The organism is Streptomyces sp. NBC_01669 (assembly GCF_026339735.1).
Classification (GTDB): Bacteria; Actinomycetota; Actinomycetes; order Streptomycetales; family Streptomycetaceae; genus Streptomyces; species Streptomyces yanii.
The window spans coordinates 1,084,695-1,109,734 of sequence record NZ_JAPEQG010000001.1 but is presented as its reverse complement, the minus strand read 5'-3'; the positions used below and the strand labels follow the sequence as shown (position 1 = coordinate 1,109,734).

Here is a 25,040-nt window from a genome sequence, read left to right as displayed (position 1 = left end):
TCGCGGCCCCGCCACCGATCCGATGGCGGGGCCGCCACCCTTCTCGGCCGCCCCCGGTCCGCAGCGGGCGGGGGTGAGCAGGGCAGCTCTGGGCCGCTGATCGGCGACGAGCGGCCGGGGAACGACCGGGTCGATGCCGCGCGTGGCGACCCCGCTCGAACGCCATGCCGAGTTGGCCGGGACCACAGGTCGCTGGGCACACCTGGCCGACAGCCAGCCCGGCCAGGTGTTTCTGCATATTCAGGCGGGGGTGTAGAGCCGTCGGGGTCTGCACCATTCGACATTCGTCGGGCTGGCGCTGGGATCGTCCCGACATTCAGCCGATGACGGGGTTGTGCCGCCGGTCGTAAAGTCCGCGCGAACCTGTCGTCCGGCAGAAGGGACGAGCAAATTCTCGTGCACCGTGTCCTGTCGAAACCCTCGTGTCCCCGAGCACCACCTCGGGGCTGGAAAGTGCCGACCCCGTCCGGTTGATCCAGCTTCTGGAAGCACGGTAATGAACATATTCTCGCGTTTCCTCATCGCATGAGGAGTGGCGAGGGCCACGATTCGTGAGCACGTGCTGGAATCTGCCTCGGACTATGGCGGCGACGGAAATCCCGGCTTGATCGCGGCCGAAATCATCCGGCCGAAAAGCTCCCCGTGATCACGACGCCAGTCAGTACTAAAGCACGCTGGGCCGCGGAAACGAGTTGCGGCTGAAGAAGTACGACTGAGCCGAGATCTGCCTGATTAGGAATTCACGATTCGGGTTTGCATGCACCCCGTAGGAGAGGTGTACGTGTCTCATCCCCCCGCCGCGCGGCCATCGCGCCGCAGATCGCGTCCGGTCGCGTTGACCACGACTGCCGGACGCGTCTGCGCGCTGATCGTGGCGCTCGCCGTCGCCGCACTCACGGTGATCGCTTTACCGGCCGCGGCCTCCGCCTCCGCCTCCACCACATCCGCCAACGATCCTGTCCCGACCACGAAGGCCGCCGGCCCCACCTCGCCTGGTCGGCACCCCACCAATCGGGTGTGCGCCACGCCGTCAAAAGCCGGCGAGATGTCCTGCCTTGCCATGGTCCGCACCGATGTCGCCGCGGTGAAGGGCGTGCAGCCCGATGCCGCTCCCACCGGTTTCGGTCCGGCAGACCTGCAGAGCGCGTACAACCTGCCCGCCGCCGGCTCCACGGAGACGGTCGCGATCGTCGACGCGTACGACAACCCGAACGCCGAGGCGGACCTGGCCGTTTACCGTCAGCAGTACGGGCTGCCGCCGTGCACCACGGCCAACGGCTGCTTCAAGAAGATCGACCAGCGCGGCGGCACGGACTATCCGCCGGCGGACGCCGGGTGGGCCGGAGAGATCGCACTGGACGTCGACATGGTCAGCGCGACATGCCCGACCTGCAAGATCCTGCTGGTCGAGGCCGACGACAGCTACATGACCAACCTCGGCGCGGCCGTGAACCAGGCGGTCGCCCAGGGCGCCAAGTACGTCTCCAACAGCTACGGCGGCAACGAAGGTTCCGACGAGACCCAGGCCGACGACGCCTACTTCAACCACCCCGGTGTCGCGATCACCGTCAGCAGCGGCGACAACGGTTACGGCGTCTCGTACCCGGCCGCGTCGCCGTATGTGACGGCGGTCGGCGGCACCTCGCTGGTCAAAAACACTTCCACCAGCCGCGGTTGGGCCGAGAGCGCATGGAGTGGTGCGGGCAGTGGCTGCTCGCGGTTCGAGCCCAAGCCGTCGTTCCAGAAGGACACCGGCTGCGCGGGTCGTGCGGTCGCCGATGCGTCCGCGGTCGCGGACCCGAACACCGGTGTCGCGGTCTACCACGGCGGCTGGCAGGTCTTCGGCGGTACCAGCGCGTCCGCCCCGATCATCGCCTCGGTCTACGCGATAGCCGGGACGCCGGCGGCGGGTTCGGCGCCCAACTCCTACCCGTACGCCCAGCCGTCCGCGCTCAACGATGTGACGTCTGGAAGCAACGGAAGTTGCACGCCCGCGTATCTGTGCAAGGGAGCGGCGGGTTATGACGGGCCGACCGGGCTCGGCACCCCGAACGGGGTCGCCGCGTTCCGTTACACGCCGCACGGCACTGTCATCGGTACCGTCACCGACGGCACCGCTCCGCTGGCTTCGGCCAAGATCAGCGTGGGTGACGTCACGACGATGACGGACGGGCAGGGCCATTACACCCTGACCGCGCCACTCGGAACCTATGACGTCAGCGCGAGCAAGTTCGGGTACGCCACCAAGACCGTTTCGGGTGTCGCGCTCGCCGACGGCCAGACGGTGACCGAGAACTTCGCGTTGACCGCGAAGTCGCGCGTGAATGTCACCGGCACGGTCCATGACGGTTCCGGTCATGGCTGGCCGCTGTATGCGACCGTGCGGGTCAAGGGCGAGCCGACGGCGGTCGCCTACACCGACCCCAGGACGGGCAAGTACACGCTGAGTGTGCCCGTCTCCGGCACCTACACTCTGCAGGCCGACCCGTTGTATCCGGGTTACCAGCGGAACTCTCAGGATGTGCAGGTGGGTTCGGCGGATGTGACGCATGATGTCAACGCGTCGGTCGACTGGACGACCTGCAGCACGGCCGGGTACGGCCTCCACTACGACGGCACCACCGAGTCGTTCGACGGCACCACAGCGCCGTCGGGCTGGACCGTCGACGACAAGGTCGGCAACGGCCAGACCTGGGTGTTCAACGACCCCGGCAAGCGCGGCAACAAGACCGGCGGGTCCGGCGGCTTCGCCATCATCGACAGCGCGAAATACGGCGTCGGCAAGTCACAGGACAGCTCGCTGATCAGCCCGGTCATGGACTTCAGCCGGCGAACCCACCCGGCCCTGACCTTCCGCACCGACTACAACAGCGTCCCGGGCGAGACCGGGGACGTCGATCTCAGCGTCGACGGCGGCCAGACGTGGAACAACGTCTGGCACCACACCACCGACACCGCCCGGGGGCCGCGGACCGAGATCGTGGACCTGTCCCAGGCCGCCGGCATGGCCAACGTCCAGGTGAGGTTCCACTTCACCGCCAGCTTTGGGTGGTGGTGGCAGGTCGACGACGTCCACCTCGGCGACCGTACGTGTGACCCGGCACCGGGCGGCCTGGTCCTCGGCCAGGTGACCGACAAGAACACCGGAGCCGGGATCAACGGCGCCTCGGTGACGTCGGCCGACAAGCCCGCGGAGAAGACGACCTCGGTGGTGACGCCGAACGACCCGAACCTGGGCGACGGCTTCTACTGGATGTTCTCCTCGCTCACCGGGAAGCACACGTTCACCGCCACGGCGGGGAACTCCTACAGCGCCCAGGACATCACCGTCAACGTGGCCCCGGACCAGGCATCGGACGGCACGTTCGCCCTGCCCGCACCACGGATCGCGGTCCCGGCCCAGGTCAGCAAGACCGTCGACTGGAAGGGCCGGGGCAGCTCCACCCTGACCTTGAAGAACACCGGAACCGCCCCGGTGACCGCCGAGATCGGTAAGCAGCCGGGCGGCCACCAGCCCGCCGCGGCGCAGAAGGGTGCTTCGCTGCAGGAGGTGAAGGGACACTACAGCCCCCTGCGGTTCCGGCCCGGCAAGACTGCGCAGACGGCGGCGGCCAAGCCGTCGGCGACGCCGTACGCGGCACCGTGGACGACGGTGGCCGACTACCCCTTGCCGATCATGGACAACGGCGTGGCGACCATCGACGGCAAGGTCTACTCGGTCGGCGGAACCGACGGCGCATCCGATTTCAAAAACGCCTACGTCTACGACCCAGGTGCCCAGGCGTGGAGTGCCCTGCCGAACCTGAGCATCGCCCGTTCGGCGCCGCAGGCGGCCGCCTACGGTGGCAAGCTCTACGTCTTCGGCGGCTGGGACCCGTACGGGAGGCCGGTGGCCAAGACCGAGATCTACGACCCGGCGACCGGCGCCTGGTCCACCGGCGCCGAAAACCCGAAACCGTACGCCGGCGCCGCCGTGACCGTACTGGGCGGCAAGATCTACATTGTCGGCGGCTGCACGTCCGACGACTGTGGCGGGACGGACGTGCAGACGTACGACCCGGTGTCGGACTCCTGGAGTTCGGGCACGGCGTATCCGGAGCCGATCTCCTGGCTCGGCTGCGGCGCCATCGCGAACAAGCTCTACTGCGCGGGCGGGGCGACCCCGGTCAGCGCCACCAAGCACGCCTACAGCTACGATCCGTCGTCCCACAGCTGGACCGCCGTTGCCGACCTGCCGATCGACCTCTGGGGAATGGGCTACTCGGCGGCAGACAGCAAGTTCCTCGTGTCCGGCGGCGTGACCAACGGCTTCACCACGATCACCAACCAGGGCTTCGCCTACGACCCGGGTTCCAACGCCTGGACCGCGCTGCCCAACTCCAACAACACCGTCTACCGCGGCGGCTCCGCCTGCGGCTTCTACAAGATCGGAGGTTCCCCCGCAGGGTGGGACGCGGTCAAGAATTCCGAGCTGCTGCCCGGCTATGACCAGTGCGTAGCAGTCCCCTGGCTCTCGGTGGACAAGACCGAGGTGACGATCCAGCCGGGCGAGAGCGTCGACGTCAACGTGAGTTTCAACGCGAACGTCGCCGAGATCACCCAGCCGGGCACGTTCACCGCGGAGCTCACGGTCAGCGCGAAGACCCCGTACGGGGCGATCCCGTCGGTCCCGGTGACGCTCACGGTGAACCCGCCCAAGACCTGGGGAAAGATCACCGGGACGGTCACCGGAGTCGGCTGCACCGGCACGTCGGCGCCGCTGACCGGAGCGACCGTGCAGATCACCTCGAAGACGGCCAGCTACACGCTGAAGACCGACCGGAACGGTCAGTACGTGCTCTGGCTCGACGTCAGCAACAACCCGCTCACGGTGATCGCGGCCAAGGACGGCTGGGGGACGCAGACCCGATCGGTCAAGATTACGAAGGGCGTGGCGACCATGGCCGACTTCTCTCTCAAACCCGACCGCACCTGTACTTGATGTGACGTTTCGTGCGGTATCGGGCCCGGGCCCGATACCGCACGGACAGGTCGCGGCCCCGCCACCGATCCGATGGCGGGGCCGCCACCCTTCTCGGCCGCCCCCGGTCCGCAGCGGGCGTGGATGAGCAGTCGGCCTCGGCGACTCACCGGGCGGATGGGCGGCTTTGACCTGGGCGGCGCCGGAGGCACTGCGGCACAACGCCACACTGCTGGTCGTGCACGCGGGCAGCCACACCGCGCTGCCGGGATACCCGAGGCCACGGGTCCTGCAGGCAGCTCGATCAATGGTCGACTTCAACGTCGAACTGCTCGCGCGCAGCATGAGCATGGGGACTGCTTCCTCCGGGACCATCCGTCCCAGTATCAAGCTGTCCAGTCCAGAGGGGGAACTTCAGGTCGCTTTTCTCCCTTGCGGGTTGGGCCGGTCGTGAGCAGCCGCCGACCGGTTCGGCGGAGCTGCTCAGGAAAGGCGACACCGGACTGGGCAGGCTGCATGAGCGTGCGGGTGCTGAGTGACAGTGCGTCAACGCGCTTGCTGGCGGCTTTATTCCGCCGTCGCTATCGGACGCAAACTGATCGGCACCGTGCCCGATGACATCACCTGCGAGCCCGGCCACGGGCGGACCAACCGGTGGACCACCGCCATCGACGACGGCATCGGCCTGCCTTACGGCCACCTGACGGGCAGTCATCCGCCGTGATGTGACCGACCTGGTCGGACGGCCGATCAGCAAGCAGGTCGCGATCGTCGTCACCAGTCGTGCCCACCTGTCGGCCGCCGAGATCTCCGCCCGTGCCCGGATCTCGAGCATCGCCCCGCGACACCGTCTGGCGTGAAAACGACCACGATTCGACATTCGTCGGGCTGGCGCTGGAATCGTCCCGACATTCAGCCGATGACGGGGTTGTGCCGCCGGTCGTAAAGTCCGCGCGAACCTGTCGTCCGGCAGAAGGGACGAACAAATTCTCGTGCACCGTGTCCTGTCGAAACCCTCGTGTCCCCGAGCACCACCTCGGGGCTGGAAAGTGCCGACCCCGTCCGGTTGATCCAGCTTCTGGAAGCACGGTAATGAACATATTCTCGCGTTTCGTCATCGTATTCGGAGCGGCGACGGCCGTAGTATCCGGCTTCCTGCCGGCAGCGGCCGCTCAGGCACAGGCATCTGCTGGCCCCGTCGTCGAAAACGACCTCATGCGGCCGCGTTCTCCTATCAGGATGCGATTGGTGAGTACGTGCTCGTGGAATCTGCCTTGGGCAATGACGGCGACGGAAATCCCTACGTGATCGTGGCCGGCATCATCCGGCCGAAAGAGACCGAATAGGGCCTCAAGCTCCTCGTGATTACGGACCCCAGTCCGTACTGCAGCACGCTGGGCCGCGGAAACGAGTCGCGGCTGAAGAAATACGACTGAGCCGATATCTGCCTGATGAAGAATTCACGATTCGGGTTTGCAAGCACCCCGTAGGAGAGCTGTACATGTCTCATCCCCCCGCCGCGCGACCATCCCGCCGCAGATCGCGTCCGGCCTCGTTGACCACGACGGCCGGACGCGTCTGCGTGCTGGTCGTGGCGCTCGCCGTCGCCGCACTCACGGTGATCGCTGTGCCGACCGCGGCCTCCGCCTCCGCCTCTACCGCCTCTACCGCCTCCGCTACCTCCGCTACCTCCGCTACCTCCGCTACCTCCGCTACCTCCGCCAAGGATCCTGTCCCGACCACGAAGGCCGCCGGGCCGACCTCGCCTGGTCAACACCCCACCAGTCAGGTGTGCGCCAAGCCGTCAAGAGCCGGCAAGATGTCCTGCCTTGCCATGGTCCGCGCCGATGTCGTCGCGGCGAAGGGTCTCCAGTCCGATGCCGCTCCCAGCGGTTTCGGCCCGTCCGACCTGCAGAGCGCGTACAACCTGCCCGCCGCCGGCTCCACGGAGACGGTCGCGATCGTCGACGCGTACGACAACCCGAACGCCGAGGCGGACCTGGCCGTTTACCGTCAGCAGTACGGGCTGCCGCCGTGCACCACGGCCAACGGCTGCTTCAAGAAGATCGACCAGCGCGGCGGCACGAACTATCCGTCACCGGACGCCGGGTGGGCCGCGGAGATCGCACTGGACATCGACATGGTCAGCGCGACATGCCCGACCTGCAAGATCCTGCTGGTCGAGGCCGACGACAGCTACCTGGACAATCTCGGCGCGGCCGTGAACCAGGCGGTGGCCCAGGGCGCCAAGTTCGTCTCCAACAGCTACGGCGGTATCGAAGACCCCGACGAGACCCAGGCTGACGACGCCTACTTCAACCACCCCGGTGTCGCGATCACCGTCAGCAGCGGTGACTTCGGTTACAACGTCTCGTACCCGTCCGCGTCACCGTATGTGACGGCGGTCGGTGGCACCTCGCTGGTCAAGGACCCCTCCACCACCCGCGGTTGGGCCGAGAGCGCATGGTGGGGTGCGGGTAGTGGCTGCTCGGCGTATGAGACCAAGCCGTCGTTCCAGAAGGACACCGGCTGCGCGGGTCGTGCGGTCGCCGATGTGTCCGCGGTCGCGGACCCGAACACCGGTGTCGCGGTCTACCACGGCGGCTGGCAGGTCTTCGGCGGCACCAGCGCGTCCGCCCCGATCATCGCCTCGGTCTACGCGATGGCCGGGACGCCGGCGACGGGTTCGGCGCCCAACTCCTACCCGTACGCCCAGCTGTCCGCGCTCAACGATGTGACCTCCGGAAGCAACGGCACCTGCTGGCCTGCCTACTACCTGTGTCATGCGGGGTCGGGTTATGACGGGCCGACCGGGCTCGGCACCCCGAACGGGCTCGCCGCGTTCCGTTCCGGGCCGCTCGGCACCGTCGCGGGCACCGTCACCGACGGCACGGCTCCGCTGGCTTCGGCCAAGATCACCGTGGGTGACGTCACGGCGATGACGGACGGGCAGGGGCATTACACCTTGACCGTGCCACCGGGAACGTATGACGTCAGCGCGAGCAAGTTCGGGTACGCCGGCAAGACCGTTTCGGGTGTCGCGATCGCCGACGGGCAGAAGGTCACCGAGGACTTCGCGCTGACCGCGAAGCCGAGCGTCAACGTCACCGGCACGGTCCATGACGGTTCCGGTCACGGCTGGCCGCTGTATGCGACCGTGCGGGTCAAGGATGACCCGACGGCGGTCGCCTACACCGACCCCAAGACGGGGAAGTACACGCTGAGTGTTCCCGCCGGGGACACCTACACCCTGCAGGTCGACCCGGTGTATCCGGGTTACCAGCGGGACTCTCAGGATGTGCAGGTGGGTTCGGCGGATGTGACGCATGACGTCAACGCGCCGGTCGACCAGACGACTTGCAGCGCGGCCGGGTACGCCTTCCAGTACGCGGGCCCCACCGAGTCGTTCAGCCGCTACACCACGCCGGCGGGCTGGACCGTCGATGACAAGGTCGGCAACGGCCAGACCTGGGCGTTCACCGACCCCGGCAAGCGAGGCAACAAGACCGGCGGGTCCGGCGGTTTCGCCATCGTCGACAGCAGCTACTACGGTTACGGAAAGGCGCAGGACACCTCGCTGATCAGCCCGGTCATGGACTTCAGCCGGCGAAGCCACCCGTCCCTGATCTTCCGCACCGACTACGACGGCTTCCCGTTCGGACAGACCGGGGACATCGATTTCAGCGTCGACGGCGGCCAGACGTGGACCAACGTCTGGCACCACACCAAGGACAGCGCCCGGGGGCCGCGGACCGAGGTCGTGGACCTGTCCCAGGCCGCCGGCAAGGCCAACGTCCAGGTACGGTTCCACCTCACCGCCAAGTGGGGGTGGTGGTGGCAGGTCGACGACGTCTTCCTCGGCGACCGCACGTGTGACCCGGTACCGGGCGGCCTGGTCCTCGGCCGGGTGACCGACAAGAACACCGGGGCCGGGATCAACGGCGCCACGGTGACGTCGACCGACAAGCCCGCGGAGAAGACGACCTCGGCGGCGACGCCGAACGACCCGAACCTGGGCGACGGCTTCTACTGGATGTTCTCCTCGCTCACCGGGGAGCACAGGTTCACCACCACGGCGGGGAACTATTACAGCCCACAGGACATCACTGTCAACGTGGTCCCGGACCAGGCATCGGACGGCACGTTCGCCCTGCCCGCACCCCGGATCGAGGTCAGCCCGGCCCGGCTCAACGAGACCGTCGACTGGAAGGGCAAGGGCAGCTCCACTCTGACCTTGAAGAACACCGGTACCGCCCCGGTGACCGCCAAGATCGGTGAGTGGCCGGGCGGCCACCAGCCCGCCGCGACGCAGAAGGGTGCTCCGCTGCAGGAAGTGAAGGGACACTACAGCCCCCTGCGATTCCGGCCCGGCAAGACCGCGCAGACGGCGGCGGCCAAGCCCTCGGCGACGCCGTACGCGGCACCGTGGACGACGGTAGCCGACTACCCCACGCCGATCATGGACAACGCCGTGGCGACCATCGACGGCAAGGTCTACTCGGTCGCCGGAACCGACGGCACGCATGTCCTCAGCAAGGCATACGTCTACGACCCGGGCGCCCAGGCATGGAGTGCCCTGCCGAACCTGAGCGTCGCGCGGGAGGCGCCACAGGCGGCCGCCTACGGTGGCAAGCTCTACGTCTTCGGCGGCTGGGGCTGGAACGGGAATCCGGTGGCCAAGACCGAGATCTACGACCCGGCGACCGGCGCCTGGTCCACCGGCGCCGACAACCCGAAACCGTACGCCGGCGCCGCCGTGACCGTGCTGGACGGCAAGATCTACATCGTCGGTGGCTGCACGTCCGGCTGCGGCAAGACGGACGTGCAGGTGTACGACCCTGCGTTGGACTCCTGGAGTTCGGGTGCGGCGTATCCGGAGCCGATCTCCTGGCTCGGTTGCGGCGGCATCGGGACCAAGCTGTACTGCGCGGGCGGGTTGTCGGGCAGTGGCGGCACCAAGCACGCCTACGGCTACGACCCGGCGTCCGCCGGCTGGGCTCCCGTCGCCGACCTGCCGATCGACCTGTGGGGGATGGGCTCCTCGGTGTCAGCCGACAAGCTCCTCGTGTCCGGTGGCATAACCTACGGCGGCAGCACGCTCACCAACCGGGGTTTCACCTTCGACCCGGGTGCCGATACCTGGACCGCACTGCCCAACTCCAACCGAACTCTCTACCGCGGCGGCTCCGCCTGCGGCTTCTACAAGATCGGTGGTGCCACCGGAAACTTCTACGCTGTCCAGACCTCGGAACTGTTGCCCGGCTATGACCAGTGCACCACAACCGATGTCCCCTGGCTGTCAGAGGACAAGACCGAGCTGACGCTTCAGCCGGGCGAGAGCGTCAACGTCAACGTGAGTTTCAACGCGAACATCGCCGAGATCACCCAGCCGGGCACGTTCACCGCGCAGCTGTCGATCAGCGCGAAGACCCCGTACCGGATCGCCCCGGTGCCGGTGACGTTCGTGGTGAACCCGCCCAAGACCTGGGGAAAGATCACCGGGACGGTCACCGGGGTCGGCTGCACCGGCACGTCGGCGCCACTGATCGGAGCGACCGTGCAGATCGCCTCGGAGAAGGCGAGCTACCCGCTGAAGACCGACCGGAACGGTCAGTACGCGTTCTGGCTCCACGTCAACAACAACCCGTTCACGGTGACCGTGGCCAAGGAAGGCTGGGCACCGCAGACCCAGTCGGCCAAGATTGGGCCGGGCAAGACGACCACGGTCGACATCGCGCTCAAACCCGACCCCACCTGCACCTGATGTGACGCTTCGTGCGGGCCGCCCGGCCCCGGCCCGCACGGACAGGTCGGGGCCCCGCCACCGATCCGATGGTGCATCCCGCAACCTCGCCCGCAAGGGCGAGGAAGCGTGGACAGCGGAGCGTGAGCCAGGCGTCCCAGCCACCACCTAGGTGGCTCAGACGTGGGAGGCCACGCGGCAGCCAGTCGCGCCCTACCCACAAGCCCGGTCCCTCGGGGCCGGGTCAAGTTGACAGCTACGTCGAGGCCGTAGGGTTCAGCCGACAGGCCGGTAGCGGCCGGTGAACCGCGCGAGTTTCAGTCCGAGGTGCAGGCAGAGACGTTCGTTGCCGTCTTTGAGGTTGGCGCCTGCCAAGTGCTCAAAACGCTGAATGCGGGAGTACAGCGACGTACGATGCAGCTTCAGGCGTTCGGAGGTCGCGAGTGCGTTCCCGGAGAGATCGAGGTAGGTCTCCAGCGTCTTAAGTAGAGGCAGCGCCTCCGGATTGGTGAAAAGCCGCTCGAGCCCGGGATGAAGCACGAACTCGCCGAGGTCTTGACTGAACAGCTGCGCGAGCAACCGGTAGATGCCGAGCTGGGACCATCGGGCGATCCGGCTGACGTCGGGCATGAAAGCAGCGATACGAGCGGCTTGGCAGGCCTCGAGATAGGAGCCACTTGCCTGCGCCAATTCCGACCGTGGCTGTCCGACGCCGATCACGGATGACGACACCTGCTCGAGTCCGGACAACGCGGTCTGCAGGGCGTGGTCGAGGTGGGACACACAGCGGTTCACCGCTAGCTCGTCGACCTCCCCCTCCGTACCGAAGAGAAGCAACCCGTCGCTGGAAGAGACAAGGTGGACGGCGTGTCTTGCGGGCAGCCCGTGACGGGTGTTGGCGAGCGCATGTTCGAGGGCCAGCCGCACCTGGTCATCCGGCTCGGCGTCGGGGGTGAGCACCGGTCTGGCCACCAGCACGACGACGCCGAGGGAGGGGTCGAAGTGCCCGCCGTCGATGAGGGTGCGCGCCGCATAGGCCTGGACATCGCTGCCACACAGCAGCAGGTTCCTGATCGCCTCTGTCTCCCGGTCCGACGTGAGCTCGCCGACCAGCACCTCACGATATAGGGCGAGAGCGAAGTCTAGGGCGGCGGTATCGGCCAGCGCGATCTGCTCCGAGCTCATCGACTCGTCGGCATCGATGAGCCACAGATACCCCAGGAGAAGGTCGTGGTGCCGGATCGGTATGCATACCCGCGGCAGCATGCCGAGTGAGGCGTTGTGGGGAATGCGGACCGGCTGTCGCGCCTTGGCCAGCTCGAACTGTCGCAGCCATGCCAGCACCTCGGCAGAGACGCAACGCTGCAGAATCGAAGCATGGCGCACCGCGTCGGGCAGCTCGCTGTGCCGGCTGTAGGCCACCAGCCGCTGTCGGCGGTCCTCGAGGGTTGTTGGGCGTGACAGTTTGGCCGCCAGCGAGTCGACGAGGTCCTGGAGCTTCGGGTACATGGAACACCTCCGGGGCGGTGCAGCCCGTGCTGGTCGTCGAGCACTCGGGCGCTCGATGCCACGGCGTGGCAACGCTTCCTATGCTTGTCGATGCCTCCACACCGGTCGCGATCATAAAATGCGATGACATCGACGACGCGGCGGTCACGCCAGGAGGGGCGCCAGCGATATCACTGACCGACGAAGTGATCTGGTCCGCCCCGGTCAGTCTCTGGCCACCGTTCTGGTCGGCGGCGAACCGCAGTTCGCGGGGCGCCGCCGGTAATTCACCACCTTGGCACCCCACTCCATGCCGGCGAGGACCGCGTCGCCGGCGCCCGTGCCATCGTGGCCGCGGTCAGGTTGAGGGCGGTAGGGGCAGACGGGGCGGGGGGCTGGGCTGGCGGCATTCGCCGAGGTGGTCGACAGGGCCACCCCGAGGGCGGTGATGCCGGCGGCCGCGGCGACCAACCGTCGCCCGAAATGCCTCATCGCCCAGGCCTCGTGAGATGCCGTTCTTTCGGGTTCACCTTGAATATGGCGGGGGATGCATAAGTGCCTCCTCATTCTCGCGGCAAAGGCAATCCTCACCGCATTGGGTAGATGGTTGAGCTCGACACGGGGATGGGTCAACCGATTGTCAGTGGCGGATTTCTTCCATGGCAGAAACCCGACACAACAATCCGAGCGGCGCCGCCGATGTCCGCTCGGGACGGTGCGATAAACGGTGGAGCGCCGGGAACCTGGATGTTCCAGCGGGTCGTGACCGTCGCAACGTAAGGACCGGTCTCTGAGGGGAACGACGGCACGCAGATGCCTGACCGCCGCGGGGATTGGGTGGCGCGCGGGGGTAACTGCGATGACCCATGTTGGTGGTGCTGAACTGCGGGCCACAGGAAGCCAACATCGAATCGCGGACAGAGGGTGGCGTAGTTCCGCCAGAGACGGAGGACTGTCAAACATGCTGTGCGCGCTGGGATGACCCGCTGAACTCCCTCACCGCGCACACATGTTGCGCTCAGCTCGTCGAGGCCGCCGCCAAGGCCCGCGACAGGAAGCCGTCCATCGCGCCCCCGGTCAGCTGCTGCGGCAGGGCGGCGGCCGCGGCCCGTTGCGCGCGTACCTCGTCCGCCAGCGCGTCCGTGGACTCGCCCCAGGCCACCGCGAGCAGCAGCCGGACCGCCGCGTCGCCCGCCTTCCCGTACGCCGTCAGCTTGTTCAGCCACGGACCGGCCTCGGTCACGAACGCGTCATCGTGCATGCCGGCGCGCAGGATCTCCGGAGCCCGCTCCATCTCCCCGAAATACGCGTCGAGTTGAGCGGCGGGTCCGCTCACGTCGCCCTTCTCGTCCCACGCCGTCCACAGCGCCGCCGTGAGACCGCGCAGCCGCGCGGCATCCTTCGTGGACGTCAGCGGCCCGCTGCGCGAGTTCTCGGCGAACACCTTCAGCGCCGGGTACGCCGCCCCACCCAGCTCCCGCAGCGCACGGTCCCAGGAGTCCTCGGGGTCGTATGCGCCGCTGTTCCAGGTGAAGTCGGCCGACGTGAACAGGGCGATCAGCGACGGTGCGGCCTGGTTCATCTGATTGGTCGTCAGCCCTTCGACCGTGCCCGCGAGTGCCGGATCCCGGTCCGTGAGTGGGCCCAGGTGCAGGCGGTTGGGCGCGTAGTCGTTCACGGGGTAGTTGTCGAAGATCAGCATGTTGCGGTTGCCGTAGGCGGCCTTGGCGGCGACGGCCTGGGCGTTCGTGATGACGGGGGAGACGACCGCGGGCCCGGTCCAGTAGACCGACGTGTCCCTCGCCACCAGGGCGTCGTAGCGCTTCTTGTACGCCGACGCGGTCGCGCCCCAGTACTCGGTCGGGATGGTGATCAGCCGCGTACCGGGGTGCGTCTTGACGAAGTGGTCATAGACGTAGTTCGTGACATACGCCTGAGCCGCCGCCTTCGGGCTTGCGTCCGAGCCGAACTTCGCCGTGTCCGCCGCGCAGTCGAACCTGTTGCCCACGTCGTCCCAGCCGAGGGAGAGATCCCGTACGCCGATGTCGTACAGCTGCTGGAAGCGGGCGAGCACCTTGGCGAGGTCGTCCTCGGACGTGTGGCAGATGCCGTGACCGGGGGCCGTCGGCGCCTCGGGGCCGAGGCGGTAGATGAACCGGATGTGGCGCGCCCGCGCCTCCTCGACGATCGTCGTCAGCTCGGCGAGCCGGTCACCTTCGTACGGCTCGCGCCACTGCGCGCCCGCGTTGTGCGGATCCCCGATGCGCGGGTGGTAGAGGAACGTGTTCTGCTTGTGCGCGCCGAGGAACTCGATCTCGCGGAGCTCGTCCTCGTAACTCCACTTCGCGCCGTAGAACGACTCCTGCCCGCCGCGCGTCGCGAAGTCCGGCCAGTCCCGCACCACCGCGCCCGTGATCTCCCGGCCGCCGTCCCTCTTGAACACCTGCCGCAGCGACTCGGCCGCGTAGTAAGTCCCGGCCGCGTCCACCCCGTCTAGTACCGCGCCGCGCCCCGTCACGGCCAGCACATAGCCTCCGGGCGCGAGCCCGTCGGGTCCTTCGGCGCCGGGTGCGACGCGGGAGGGCGAGGCCATGTCGACGTACACCGGATAGGCGCCGGGCCGCGCCGAGCCGGCCGTCTCCACCCGCCGCACCCCGGCCGCCCGCAGCGCCGCCACCGCCGCTTTCACGGCCTGCGGGTCACTGCCCGCGTCCTGCACGACGACGGCCCGCTCCGGCGCCCGGAACGTGTCGGCCACCGTCTCCTGCTGCGGCGTCGGCGAGACCACGGGAGCCCGCACCCTCTGCTCCTGCTCCCGCGCAGCCGCCGCACCACCCGACCCCGTTACCAAACCCGCCACCACACCCGTGGCGACTACAACTGCTGCCGCGCGTCCGGATATTTGCCTTATTGTGTCGAATCTCATGTCAACTCCCATGTGTGGCGGACGAGTGTTGCCGGAATCAGTGCGACGGCGTCGCCGGGGTGTCCGTGGCGGCCTCCGCTTCGGAGGTGCTGGCGGGCCAGGACCCGCCGTTCTCCCAGTAGTCCTTGATGGCATCGAGCGGACGCCCCTTGGTCTCCTGGGCCATCCTCCACATGAACAGCCAGGCCAACGCCGTCACCACGAGGAGGCCGATGAAGGTCGCGGTCCCGCCGGCTACCTGTAGGATCGTCAAGAAGGACTGCGCGATGACGTTGTTGATCGCGAAGTCCGCCGTCGCGCAGGACGCCCACGCCCAGGGCCATCAGGTGGGCGACCTCCCCGCGGGCGGCGCGTACGGCTTGCAGCGCCTGCAGGTCCTGGTCCGCGATCCGGTCGACGAGTTGGGGAACGCTCAGCTCGTCCAGATCGTGCGTCGCCGGGTAGCGCGACTCAGCCAGGGGCGGCGGGGCACTCTCCCTTACGGGCATGGTGGTTCTTTTCCTTCGCTGGTGCCGTCCTCGCCGTGGGGTACGGTCCGGTGCCGCTCCACCGCGCGGTAGGCGTGGCTCAGCGCGGAGTTGGCGGCATCACGGCCTTTGGCCTGGGCCAGGCGCACATACAGGCAGTCCACGACGAACAGTTGGCCGATGCGGCTGACCGTGGCCCCGGTGCGGAAAGGGGCCTCCCGTCCTGCAGAGCACAGCACCAGATCGGCCAGCTCGGTGATAGGGGATCCACCGTCGTTGGTCAGCGCGAGGGTCGTCGCACCGTGCAGGGCCGCCTCGCGCAGCGGATCGAGGGTCTCCCGGGTGCGGCCGGAGTGCGAAATACCGACGGCGACATCGCCAGGCCGCAGATGGGCCGCATTCATCAGGGCACGGTGCACATCGCAAAACGCTGAGCAGAGCAGGCCCAGATGCTGCAGCTTGTACTCCAAGTCCGCCGCCACGAGTGCGCTCGACCCGACGCCATACACCTCGATCCGCCGGGCTCGGGCAAGCAGCCGACTCGCCGCGTCCAACGCTGAGGTATCGAGCTGCTCCACACTGTCCTGAATGGCGCCGGCGTCCGCGTGCGCCATCTTCACCACAACCTCGGCGGCTGTGTCGTCGTGCTCGATATTGCCCTGCATGCCGACACGCAGCCGCCACCCGGAGTGCGCGTGCTGCACCGCCGCAGCAAGCCCCAGCCGCAGCTCGGGGTAGCCGGTGAGCCCCAGCCGGCGGCAGAACCGGGTCACGGAGGTGTCCGAGACCCCGGCCCGCTGGGCGACCTGAGAGATGCTCAGCTGCGCCACCCCGGCTGGATCCTTCAGCACCACGTCCCCGATCGCCCGCTCCTTCACCGACAGCGAGGGCAGCAGTCCGCGCAGCCGAACCAGGACGCCAGCGGTGGAGTCGTCTGGGGGAACGCCTTCTTCATTCATGTGGAAGTTCCCAACATCTAGTCAAGTTGATGTGAATCATCCACATGACCGCTTGCGGGTGTCAAGGGTCCCGTCTACGAACAACTCGACTCATGGGCAAGGCGGTTCGGCCATGTCCTCGCGTTCGGTGTTGAGGGCACCGGCTCCTACGGCGTCGGGCTCGCATTCCATCTGCGCAGGCACGGTCACTGGCTGGTCGAGGTCAACCTGCCGGACCGGCGCGTGCGCCGCCAGCGAGGCAAGTCCGACCCCATCGACGCGGAGAATGCCGCCCGCGCTGTGCTGGCCGGGACCGTCACCGCGACCCCGAAGAGCGCCGAGAACGCAGCGGCCCGTTACGGTCTCGACACCCGGGCCGTACTCGTGGAGGCCGGCCGCCGCAAGATGGTCGGCGGCCAGGAGGACATGATCACCGACATCGCCCTCGACCTGAAGGCCGGAACGGCGAGCTGACCGCGCCGGGCGGGGACACCCGGCGGAGGCCTGATCCCGACGCGAGGTTCGGCCTCCGCCGGTGCGTCGCGATATTCGATTGCATCAGGGCGCCGGGAAGCCGAGGGTCAAGCCATGCGAGACGTGGAACTGTCGGACGGTTTCGTCACCCTGTCACCCCTGTGCCCGGACGATGTCGACGCCCATCTGGCGGGCGAGGACGACCAGTTGGTGCGCTGGCTCAGCGGCGGTCCCGGCACCCGGGCCGGTGTCGAGAAGTACGTTGAGCACTGCATGGAACAGTGGGCCGTCGACGGACCCTTGCGTGCCTTCGGGATACGGGCGGGCAGCCGGAAGGTGCTGGCAGGCAGCATCGACCTGCGGTTCGACATGGCGGGCCTGGCGCCCGGGCAGGTCAACATCGCCTACGGCCTCTATCCGGACTGGCGCGGCCAGGGCCTGGCGACACGCGCCGTCGCCCTGGTCCGTGGATACGCGGCGGCCGCCGGTGCGACGCAGGGAGTGATCAAGGTGGACCCGGAGAACGGTGCGTCGGTGGCGGTCGCCCGGCGGGCGGGCTTCACCTGTGTCAAGCAGGTGCCGGAGGCTGACGGGGCCTTGTTCAACTGGTATGTCCACGATCTGCGGAGCGCGCCGCCTCAGGGCTGAATTCCCAGGAACCGGTCCGCCCACAGCTGCAGCAACGCGTCGTCGATCGTGGGGTCCTCGCGCAGCACACCGGTGAGGGCGAGGCCGCGGTGAAGGACCAGTAGCGACTCGCAGAGCAGCGCGAAGTCCTCGCGCGCCGCTGTCTCCGGGCCGAGGACGGCGGCCATCACCGCACGCTGGGCCGCGCCCACTTGCCGCTCGGCCGGAAGCAGCGCCGCTCTGAGATCGGGGTCGGTGCGGGCCGCCAGCCACAGTTCCAGACCGGCAAGGAAGTGCGGGCCCGACATCGCGGCGCGGAGCAGCGCGAGCCCCTTCTCGCGGTCGTGCGGGCCGCCCTCCGTCTCCGTACGGATATGCGCGAGCCGCAATTCGGCGACGTGATGTGTCGCGGCCGCCAGCAGATCAGCCTTCGAGGCGAAGTGGTGCAGCAGCGCGCCGCGGGAGACCCCGGCCCGCTCCTGCACGCGTTGGGTCGTTGTGCCGGCGAAGCCGTACTCGACCAGACAGCCGATCGTGGCGTCGAGGAGCCTGAGCCGGGTCTCCTCCCGGCGTTGTTGCTGGGTACGGCGCGGAGCGGGCATGTCGGCGAGCGTACGGCACGCCTGATCCGTCATATACAGTCTGGACGGACTGTATGTGGTGGGTCTATTGTCCCGGCCATGCTTGCCGTAGACCTGGTTCGCCGCGGTGCCCTCGGCATGCTCTTCGCCGACGGGCGGGCCGAACGCGCGGACCTCGCCCGGCTGTCCACCGTCGTCTACGGGGCCAGCCCGATGCCGCGCCCGCTCATCGAGCACTCACTGGACGCCTGGGGCCCCAGGTTCGTCCAGTACTTCGGCCAGACCGAGGCGCCGCTGTGTCTCACCGTGCTGGACAAGGACGACCACGCCGAGGGCGGCGAACTGCTCGGTGCCGCCGGGCATCCGGCGGTCGACGCGCAGCTGGTCCTCACCGACGAGGACGGCGCCCCCGTGGCGCCCGGCGCGATCGGCGAGGTCCGGGTCAAGGCCCCGTTCACCATGGCCGGGTACTACAACGCCCCCGAGCTGACCGCCGCGAGCCTCACCGACGACGGCTGGATCCGCACCCGCGATCTCGGACGCTTCGACGACCGCGGCTATCTGCACCTCGTCGACCGCAGCAGCGACATGATCATCACGGGCGGCTACAACGTCTACCCGCGTGAGGTGGAGGACGCCCTCGCGAGCCACCCCGCGGTCGCGCAGTGCGCCGTCGTCGGTGCCCCCGACGTCACCTGGGTCGAGGCCGTCACCGCCTTCGTCACGCTGCGACCCGGGGCCGCGGTCTCCGAAGCGGCCCTGCGCGACCATGTGCGCGCCCGGCTGGCCGGCTACAAGGTGCCCAAGACCGTGCACTTCGTCGAGACCATCCCCTACTCGCCGGTCGGAAAGATCCTCCGCCGGGCCCTGCGCGACCCCCTGTGGGAGGGAAAATGACGACCGGACACCCCGCCGTACGGATCGAGCGCGACGGCCCCGTCTTCACGGTGATCCTCAGCCGCCCCGCGGTCCGCAATGCCGTCGACGGGCCGACCGCAGATCAACTCGCGGACGCCTTCCGGACGTTCGAGTCCGACCCGGACGCATCTGTCGCCGTGCTGTGGGGCGAGGGCGGCACCTTCTGCGCCGGAGCCGACCTCAAGGGAATCGGTACGGAACGTGGGAACAAGGTCCTCGCCGACGGGGACGGGCCGATGGGCCCCACCCGGATGAGGCTAGGCAAACCCGTCATCGCCGCGGTCTCCGGCCATGCGGTGGCCGGCGGCCTGGAACTCGCCGTCTGGTGCGATCTGCGGGTCGCCGAGGAGGACGCGGTCTTCGGTGTCTTCTGCCGCCGCTGGGGCGTTCCCCTGGTGGACGGCGGTACGGTGCGCCTGCCGCGCCTGATCGGGGAGAGCCGCGCCATGGACATGATCCTCACCGGCCGCCCGGTCCCGGCGGCGGAGGCGTATGACATCGGGCTCGCCAACCGGCTCGTGCCGACCGGTCAGGCGCGCCACGCGGCGGAGCAACTCGCCCGGGAGATCGCCGCGTTCCCTCAACTGTGCATGCGTCACGACCGGCTCTCCGTGCGTGAGCAGCACGGCCTGAGCGAGCCGGACGCGCTGGCGGCCGAGTACCGGCACGGACTGGTTCCGCTGACCGCGGGTGAGACCAAGGCCGGTGCCGACCGGTTCGGAGGCGGTGCGGGCCGCCACGGCTCGTTCGCCGACTGAGCCGAAACCCGGCTGACACCGGGAACGGGCTGGTCCTACGCTCGCCGGATGACGACACCCAGTTACCCGGACAAGCCCCGCCCCGGCGACCGCGTCGCTGTCATCTCCCCGTCCTCCGGACTGCCCGGAATCCTGCCCCTGCCCTACGAGTTGGGGCTACGCAGACTCCGCGAGGAGTTCGGGCTCGAAGTGGTGGAGTATCCGGCGACGCGCACCATGGGATCGACTCCGGCCGAGCGGGCCGCCGATATCCACGCGGCGTTCGCCGACCCCGAGATCAAGGCGGTGATCGCCAGCATCGGCGGTGACGACCAGATCACCGTTCTTCCGCACCTGGACCGCGAGCTCCTGCGCGCCAACCCCAAGCCGTTCTTCGGGTACAGCGACAACACCAACCTGCTGGTCCTCCTCCGGAACCTGGGCATCGTCGGCTACCACGGCGGGTCGGTGATGGTCGAACTCGGACGCCCCGGCGCGATGCACCCCCTGACCGCCGACTCCTTGCGAGCCGCCCTCTTCACCCGGGGAACCTACGAACTGACTCCCGCCAAGGAGACCGACCACGTCAACCGCCGCTGGGAGGACCCCCGGACCTTCGACTCCGAGCCCGAGATGCGACCCGCCGACGGCTGGATCTGGCACAACGCCGACCGGGTCGTCGAAGGGACCGGCTGGGGCGGCAACCTGGAGATCCTGTCGTGGCTGCTCATGGCCGACCGCGAGATCCGGCCGGTCGACGAGTACACCGGCAGCGTGCTCTTTCTTGAGACGTCCGAGGAGATGCCCTCTGCCGACGAGGTCTACAGGATTCTGCGGGGCATGGGAGAGCGTGGGCTCCTCCAGCAGTTCCCCGCGCTGATCATGGGGCGGGCCAAGTGCTGGTCGTTCGCACAGCCGCTCGGCGCCGAGGAGGGGGACCGGTTCCGTGCGGAGCAACGGAAGGCGGTCCTGCGCGCGTTGAGCGAGTACGCCCCCGACACGATGGCCGTCCTCGATGTCGACCTCGGCCACACGGACCCGCAGGTGGTGATCCCGTACGGCGGGCACATCCGGGTCGACGGGCCCGCCCGCCGTATCGTCGTCACCTACTAAGAGGAGCTCACTTGCCGAGCTGGGCTCCTTCGCCGTCGGCGAAGTATGCCGAAGGGGTCGAGCCCGGCGTCCGGCGGAACATTGCCGTGAACGCACCGGGCGTCGCGTAGCCGAGGCCGTCCGCGTTCCGTGTGCGGCGGGAGGCAACAGGGGCAGCCACGATGCGCCGAATCTTTGGTCCGACCACATGGCGTGTGTGACATAGTGGGAGCAAAGCCGAGGCAGGGGGGTGAACGATGCCCGTCGAGTGGCAACCCGTACGGCAGTCCCGTACGCATGAGCTCGTGCTCCAGAGCATCGAGGAGCGGGTGTTCGCGGGAGAGCTGAAGGCGGGCGACCGGCTGCCGCCCGAGCGCGAACTCGCGCCCGTCCTCGGAGTCAGCCGATCCGCGCTGCGTGAGGCGCTGCGGGTGCTGGAGACGATCGGGGTGCTCGTCGCCCAGCCCGGTCGCGGCCCGGATGCCGGGGCGCGGATTGTGCGCAATCCCGACGACGCCCTCGGCCGGCTGCTGCGGCTGCACTTCGCTCTCGGCAGCTACAGCCTGGAGGATGTCCTCGAAGCGCGCGTCGTGCTGGAACGGTCCAGCTTCGAAGCGGCGGCCACCCACGCCTCCGCCGAGGATCTGGACGAGGCGGAGCGCCTGCTCGTACGCATGGGGGAGCCGGATGTCGACGTGGCCGAGTTCAACGATCTGGACACCCGCTTCCACGTGCAGATCGCCCGTAGTTCCGGCAACGAGCTGACCTCCACCCTCACCTCCGCCGTGCGTGAGTCCGTACGTCCGCTGATTCTGCGGGCGCTGGAGGCGGCCGAGGACTGGCCGGCCACGGCAGCCGGGCTCAACGCTCAGCACGCCGAACTGCTGCGGCTGGTGCGCGCGGGCAAGGGGGCGAAGGCGGCCGATCTGGTCGAGCGGCACATCCGCAGCCTGCACGGCACGCTGGTGGACGAGAAGGAATAGCCCGCAGGACATCGGGCGATCGAGGGGCGGTGTGCATGCGCACCGCCCCTCTCGCATGTCCCGGCCCCTTCACCTTCCGGACTGAGGCTAGTATGGTCCGACCATACAAAGGCCAGAGAAACGATCGGAGAGGCCCCATGCGTATCGGACTCTTCGCCACCTGTCTGGGAGACACGCTCTTCCCCGAGGCGGTGAAATCCACCGCGGTCCTGCTCGCCCGCCTGGGACATGAAGTGGTGTTCCCGCCGGAGCAGACCTGCTGCGGTCAGATGCACGTCAATACCGGCTACCAGCGCGAGCCCGTCCCCCTGGTGCGGAACTTCGCCGAGCAGTTCGGCGACCCGTCCATCGACGCCGTCGTCATGCCCTCGGGATCGTGCGCCGGATCCGTGCGCCACCAGCACGAGATCGTCGCCGAGCGGTACGGCGACGCGGCCCTGCGCGCGGGTGTCGCCACCGTCAAGACCAAGACGTACGAGCTCTCGGAGTTCCTCGTCGACGTCCTCGACGTCACCGAGGTCGGCGCCTACTTCCCGCACCGCGTCACGTACCACCCCACCTGCCACTCCCTGCGGATGCTCCGCGTCGGCGAGAAGCCGCTGAAGCTGCTGCGCGCCGTTGACGCCATCGACCTCGTGGAGCTCCCCGAGGCGGACTCCTGCTGCGGGTTCGGCGGTACCTTCGCCGTGAAGAACGCGGAGACGTCGACCGCGATGCTCCAGGACAAGATGCGCAATATCGCCACCACGGAAGCGGCCGTGTGCACCGCCGGGGACTCGTCCTGTCTGATGCACATTGGCGGCGGACTCTCCCGTATCAAGTCGGGTACCCGCACCCTGCACCTCGCGCAGATCCTCTCCTCCACCCGCACCTCGCCGTACGTCCTGACGGAGGCCGTCCGATGAGCAGCACCTTCCTCGGCATGCCCGCCACCCCGCCCCGCTCCCCGTACGGGACGGGCAATCTGCGCGGCGACCGGAAGTTCCCCGCGGCCGCCCACGACGAGCTGCGCAACGAGCAGCTGCGCCGCAACCTGGGCAAGGCCACCCACACGATCCGCGCCAAGCGCCTGAACGTCACCGGCGAACTCCCGGACTGGGAGCAGTTGCGCGACGCCGGCTCGGCCATCAAGACCGACACCATGAACCGGCTCCCCGAGCTCCTGGAACAGCTGGAGCAGCAGGTCACCGAGCGCGGCGGCACCGTCCACTGGGCGCGCGACGGCGTCGAGGCCAACGAGATCGTCACCCGGCTCGTCCGGGCGACCGGATCCACGGAGGTCATCAAGGTCAAGTCGATGGCCACCCAGGAGATCGGTCTCAACGAACACCTGGAATCGGCCGGCATCACCCCGTACGAGACGGACCTCGCCGAGCTCATCGTGCAGCTCGCCCACGACAAACCGTCACACATCCTGGTGCCCGCGATCCACCGCAACCGCGACGAGATCCGGCAGATCTTCCTCAAGGAGATCCCCGGCGTCGACCCGCGGCTCGACAACGTGCCCGCACATCTCGCCGCCGCGGCCCGCGCCTATCTGCGGGAGAAGTTCATGACGACGAAGGTGGCGGTCTCCGGCGCCAACTTCGGGATCGCCGAGACCGGCACCCTGTCCGTCGTCGAGTCCGAGGGCAACGGCCGGATGTGTCTGACCCTGCCCGACACCCTGATCACCGTCATGGGCATCGAGAAGGTGCTGCCGCGCTATCAGGACCTCGAAGTCTTCCTGCAGTTGCTCCCGCGTTCGTCGACCGGGGAGCGGATGAACCCGTACACCTCGATGTGGACGGGTGTCACGCCCGGCGACGGACCGCAGGACTTCCATCTGGTTCTCCTCGACAACGGACGGACCGCCGCGCTGGCCGACCGGATCGGGCGCGAGGCGCTCAACTGCATTCGCTGCTCGGCCTGTCTCAACGTCTGCCCGGTGTACGAACGGGCCGGCGGTCACGCGTACGGATCGACCTACCCCGGACCCATCGGCGCGGTCCTCACGCCGCAGCTCGCCGGGATGCATGCCGCCAAGGACGACCCCAACAGCTCCCTGCCGTACGCCTCCAGCCTCTGCGGCGCCTGCTTCGACGCCTGCCCCGTCAAGATCGACATCCCGTCGCTGCTGGTCGAGCTGCGCCACCAGCACACCGAAGAGTCCGGTACGACGGCGGAGAAGCTGGCCATGAAGGCGGCGGCCGGCGTGATGAAGAGGCCGAAACTGTTCACCGCCGCGCAGAAGGCGGCGGAGCTCGGCCGGGTGCTCGGTGGGCGGGACGGGAAGATCTCCCATCTGCCGCCGCCGTTCAACGGATGGAGCGACAGCCGTGACACCGCGGCGCCGCCGAAGCAGTCCTTCCGGTCGTGGCTGGCGTCGGACGAGGGCGCCGCGACCATGCGGGCCGCCGCCGACGAGTACGACAGGAACCAGCAGGAGGAGGAGAAGTGACGACCGCTCGCGCCACGGTGCTCGGCCGGGTCCGGGACGCCCTGGCCCTCGCCCCCACCCAGGACACCACCATCCCGCGCGACTACCGGACCGGCCGCACGCTCCCCGACGACGAGCGACTCGCACTCTTCACCGACCGGCTCGTCGACTACAAGGCGAAGGTGCACACCTGCACCGCCGCCCGCACCGCCGAGGTGATCGCCCAGGTGCTGGACGGGCTCGGTGCGCGGAGGATCGGGGTGCCCGCAGGGCTCGACGAGCAGTGGCTCGGCGCGTACGACGGTGACGTCCAGCAGGACTCCGCCGACATCCCGGCGCCCCGGCTCGACGCGCTGGACGGAGTCGTCACCGCGTCGGCCGTCGGCTGCGCCGAGACCGGCACGATCTTTCTCGACGGCTCGCCCGACCAGGGCCGGCGGGCCCTGTCGCTCGTCCCCGACCTGCACGTGTGTGTCGTCGATCTGTCGGCCGTCGAGGTGGGGGTTCCGGAGGCGGTCGCACGGTTGGTGCCGGAGCGCCCGACGACGCTGATCAGCGGGCCGTCGGCCACGTCGGACATCGAGCTGGAACGGGTCGAAGGGGTACACGGTCCGCGCACACTGGTGGTCGTGATCCGCGTCGACGCGTAGGGGGCATCCGCCGGACGGCCAGGAGGCCGTCCGGCGG

Annotated in this window: 19 protein-coding genes; 12 read left to right on the top strand and 7 right to left on the bottom strand. The window is 68.5% G+C overall.

Annotated features, from left to right (window positions below; genetic code table 11):
* The first annotated feature begins 835 nt into the window (after positions 1-835).
* The gene (locus OG972_RS04955; protein ID WP_266978606.1) at positions 836-4,981 is read left to right on the top strand and encodes a carboxypeptidase regulatory-like domain-containing protein; all 4,146 of its coding nucleotides are present in this window, start codon (positions 836-838) and stop codon (positions 4,979-4,981) included.
* 704 nt (positions 4,982-5,685) lie between these two features.
* Complete coding sequence (locus OG972_RS04950; protein WP_266978604.1) at positions 5,686-5,820, top strand: hypothetical protein; 135 nt, start codon at positions 5,686-5,688, stop codon at positions 5,818-5,820.
* 646 nt (positions 5,821-6,466) lie between these two features.
* Here the strand turns inward: OG972_RS04950 and OG972_RS04945 are convergent.
* Positions 6,467-6,685, bottom strand: a complete 219-nt coding sequence (locus tag OG972_RS04945) for a hypothetical protein (RefSeq protein ID WP_266978602.1) — start codon at positions 6,683-6,685, stop codon at positions 6,467-6,469.
* Between the two features lie 94 nt (positions 6,686-6,779).
* On the opposite strand from OG972_RS04945, the gene OG972_RS04940 reads away from it, so the two are divergent.
* On the top strand, positions 6,780-10,724 hold the full coding sequence (locus tag OG972_RS04940; protein ID WP_266978600.1) for a carboxypeptidase regulatory-like domain-containing protein: 3,945 nt from the start codon (positions 6,780-6,782) through the stop codon (positions 10,722-10,724).
* A 255-nt stretch (positions 10,725-10,979) separates the two neighbouring features.
* Here OG972_RS04940 and OG972_RS04935 read toward each other — a convergent pair whose 3' ends face one another.
* From OG972_RS04935 to OG972_RS04920, 4 genes are all read right to left on the bottom strand, one after another.
* Positions 10,980-12,212: a CdaR family transcriptional regulator gene (locus tag OG972_RS04935; protein ID WP_266978598.1), complete on the bottom strand. Its 1,233-nt coding sequence runs from the start codon at positions 12,210-12,212 to the stop codon at positions 10,980-10,982.
* Between the two features lie 997 nt (positions 12,213-13,209).
* The gene (locus OG972_RS04930) at positions 13,210-14,991 is read right to left on the bottom strand and encodes a beta-N-acetylglucosaminidase domain-containing protein (protein WP_266978596.1); all 1,782 of its coding nucleotides are present in this window, start codon (positions 14,989-14,991) and stop codon (positions 13,210-13,212) included.
* A gap of 163 nt (positions 14,992-15,154) precedes the next feature.
* Positions 15,155-15,370: a hypothetical protein gene (locus OG972_RS04925; protein WP_266978594.1), complete on the bottom strand. Its 216-nt coding sequence runs from the start codon at positions 15,368-15,370 to the stop codon at positions 15,155-15,157.
* A gap of 225 nt (positions 15,371-15,595) precedes the next feature.
* Positions 15,596-16,543, bottom strand: a complete 948-nt coding sequence (locus OG972_RS04920) for a MurR/RpiR family transcriptional regulator (protein ID WP_266978592.1) — start codon at positions 16,541-16,543, stop codon at positions 15,596-15,598.
* A gap of 222 nt (positions 16,544-16,765) precedes the next feature.
* On the opposite strand from OG972_RS04920, the gene OG972_RS04915 reads away from it, so the two are divergent.
* A complete protein-coding gene (locus OG972_RS04915) occupies positions 16,766-16,996 on the top strand; it encodes a hypothetical protein (protein WP_323135848.1) in 231 nt (76 codons plus the stop codon).
* 114 nt (positions 16,997-17,110) lie between these two features.
* Entirely contained in the window at positions 17,111-17,644 is a 534-nt protein-coding gene (locus OG972_RS04910) for a GNAT family N-acetyltransferase (RefSeq protein WP_266978591.1), read from the top strand.
* Here the strand turns inward: OG972_RS04910 and OG972_RS04905 are convergent.
* The gene (locus OG972_RS04905) at positions 17,635-18,225 is read right to left on the bottom strand and encodes a TetR/AcrR family transcriptional regulator (protein WP_266978590.1); all 591 of its coding nucleotides are present in this window, start codon (positions 18,223-18,225) and stop codon (positions 17,635-17,637) included. The two genes, OG972_RS04910 and OG972_RS04905, sit on opposite strands and share 10 nt — an antisense overlap.
* A gap of 78 nt (positions 18,226-18,303) precedes the next feature.
* On the opposite strand from OG972_RS04905, the gene OG972_RS04900 reads away from it, so the two are divergent.
* From OG972_RS04900 to OG972_RS04890, 3 genes are read left to right on the top strand one after another with little or no spacing between them, the layout of a single operon-like run.
* Positions 18,304-19,101, top strand: a complete 798-nt coding sequence (locus OG972_RS04900) for a class I adenylate-forming enzyme family protein (RefSeq protein ID WP_266978589.1) — start codon at positions 18,304-18,306, stop codon at positions 19,099-19,101.
* Positions 19,098-19,880, top strand: a complete 783-nt coding sequence (locus OG972_RS04895; RefSeq protein WP_266978588.1) for a crotonase/enoyl-CoA hydratase family protein — start codon at positions 19,098-19,100, stop codon at positions 19,878-19,880. Before OG972_RS04900 ends, OG972_RS04895 begins: the two co-directional genes overlap by 4 nt.
* 48 nt (positions 19,881-19,928) lie before the next feature.
* Positions 19,929-20,972 carry a S66 peptidase family protein gene (locus OG972_RS04890; RefSeq protein WP_266978587.1) on the top strand — a complete coding sequence of 348 codons (1,044 nt, stop codon included), beginning with the start codon at positions 19,929-19,931 and terminating at the stop codon, positions 20,970-20,972.
* A 7-nt stretch (positions 20,973-20,979) separates the two neighbouring features.
* Here the strand turns inward: OG972_RS04890 and OG972_RS04885 are convergent, their stop codons facing one another.
* Positions 20,980-21,132 (bottom strand): hypothetical protein, encoded by a 153-nt coding sequence (locus OG972_RS04885; RefSeq protein WP_266978585.1) that lies wholly within the window; start codon positions 21,130-21,132, stop codon positions 20,980-20,982.
* A 76-nt stretch (positions 21,133-21,208) separates the two neighbouring features.
* Between OG972_RS04885 and OG972_RS04880 the strand changes: the two genes are divergently transcribed.
* The 4 genes from OG972_RS04880 (at position 21,209) to OG972_RS04865 (ending at position 25,003) form a co-directional block, all read left to right on the top strand.
* Positions 21,209-21,934, top strand: coding sequence for a FadR/GntR family transcriptional regulator (locus OG972_RS04880; RefSeq protein WP_266978583.1), 726 nt, complete (start codon positions 21,209-21,211; stop codon positions 21,932-21,934).
* A gap of 137 nt (positions 21,935-22,071) precedes the next feature.
* Positions 22,072-22,839 (top strand): (Fe-S)-binding protein, encoded by a 768-nt coding sequence (locus OG972_RS04875; RefSeq protein WP_266978581.1) that lies wholly within the window; start codon positions 22,072-22,074, stop codon positions 22,837-22,839.
* Positions 22,836-24,374 carry a LutB/LldF family L-lactate oxidation iron-sulfur protein gene (locus tag OG972_RS04870; protein WP_266978579.1) on the top strand — a complete coding sequence of 513 codons (1,539 nt, stop codon included), beginning with the start codon at positions 22,836-22,838 and terminating at the stop codon, positions 24,372-24,374. Before OG972_RS04875 ends, OG972_RS04870 begins: the two co-directional genes overlap by 4 nt.
* Positions 24,371-25,003, top strand: coding sequence for an LUD domain-containing protein (locus OG972_RS04865; protein WP_266978577.1), 633 nt, complete (start codon positions 24,371-24,373; stop codon positions 25,001-25,003). Before OG972_RS04870 ends, OG972_RS04865 begins: the two co-directional genes overlap by 4 nt.
* Positions 25,004-25,040: the final 37 nt, after the last annotated feature.

Coding starts and splice junctions, on each gene's coding strand:
- OG972_RS04940 (WP_266978600.1), top strand. CDS start 6,780: ATGTCCTGCCTTGCCATGGTCCGCGCCGATGTCGTCGCGGCGAAGGGT.
- OG972_RS04935 (WP_266978598.1), bottom strand. CDS start 12,212: ATGTACCCGAAGCTCCAGGACCTCGTCGACTCGCTGGCGGCCAAACTG.
- OG972_RS04920 (WP_266978592.1), bottom strand. CDS start 16,543: ATGAATGAAGAAGGCGTTCCCCCAGACGACTCCACCGCTGGCGTCCTG.
- OG972_RS04910 (WP_266978591.1), top strand. CDS start 17,111: ATGCGAGACGTGGAACTGTCGGACGGTTTCGTCACCCTGTCACCCCTG.
- OG972_RS04905 (WP_266978590.1), bottom strand. CDS start 18,225: ATGCCCGCTCCGCGCCGTACCCAGCAACAACGCCGGGAGGAGACCCGG.
- OG972_RS04900 (WP_266978589.1), top strand. CDS start 18,304: ATGCTTGCCGTAGACCTGGTTCGCCGCGGTGCCCTCGGCATGCTCTTC.
- OG972_RS04895 (WP_266978588.1), top strand. CDS start 19,098: ATGACGACCGGACACCCCGCCGTACGGATCGAGCGCGACGGCCCCGTC.
- OG972_RS04890 (WP_266978587.1), top strand. CDS start 19,929: ATGACGACACCCAGTTACCCGGACAAGCCCCGCCCCGGCGACCGCGTC.
- OG972_RS04880 (WP_266978583.1), top strand. CDS start 21,209: ATGCCCGTCGAGTGGCAACCCGTACGGCAGTCCCGTACGCATGAGCTC.
- OG972_RS04875 (WP_266978581.1), top strand. CDS start 22,072: ATGCGTATCGGACTCTTCGCCACCTGTCTGGGAGACACGCTCTTCCCC.
- OG972_RS04870 (WP_266978579.1), top strand. CDS start 22,836: ATGAGCAGCACCTTCCTCGGCATGCCCGCCACCCCGCCCCGCTCCCCG.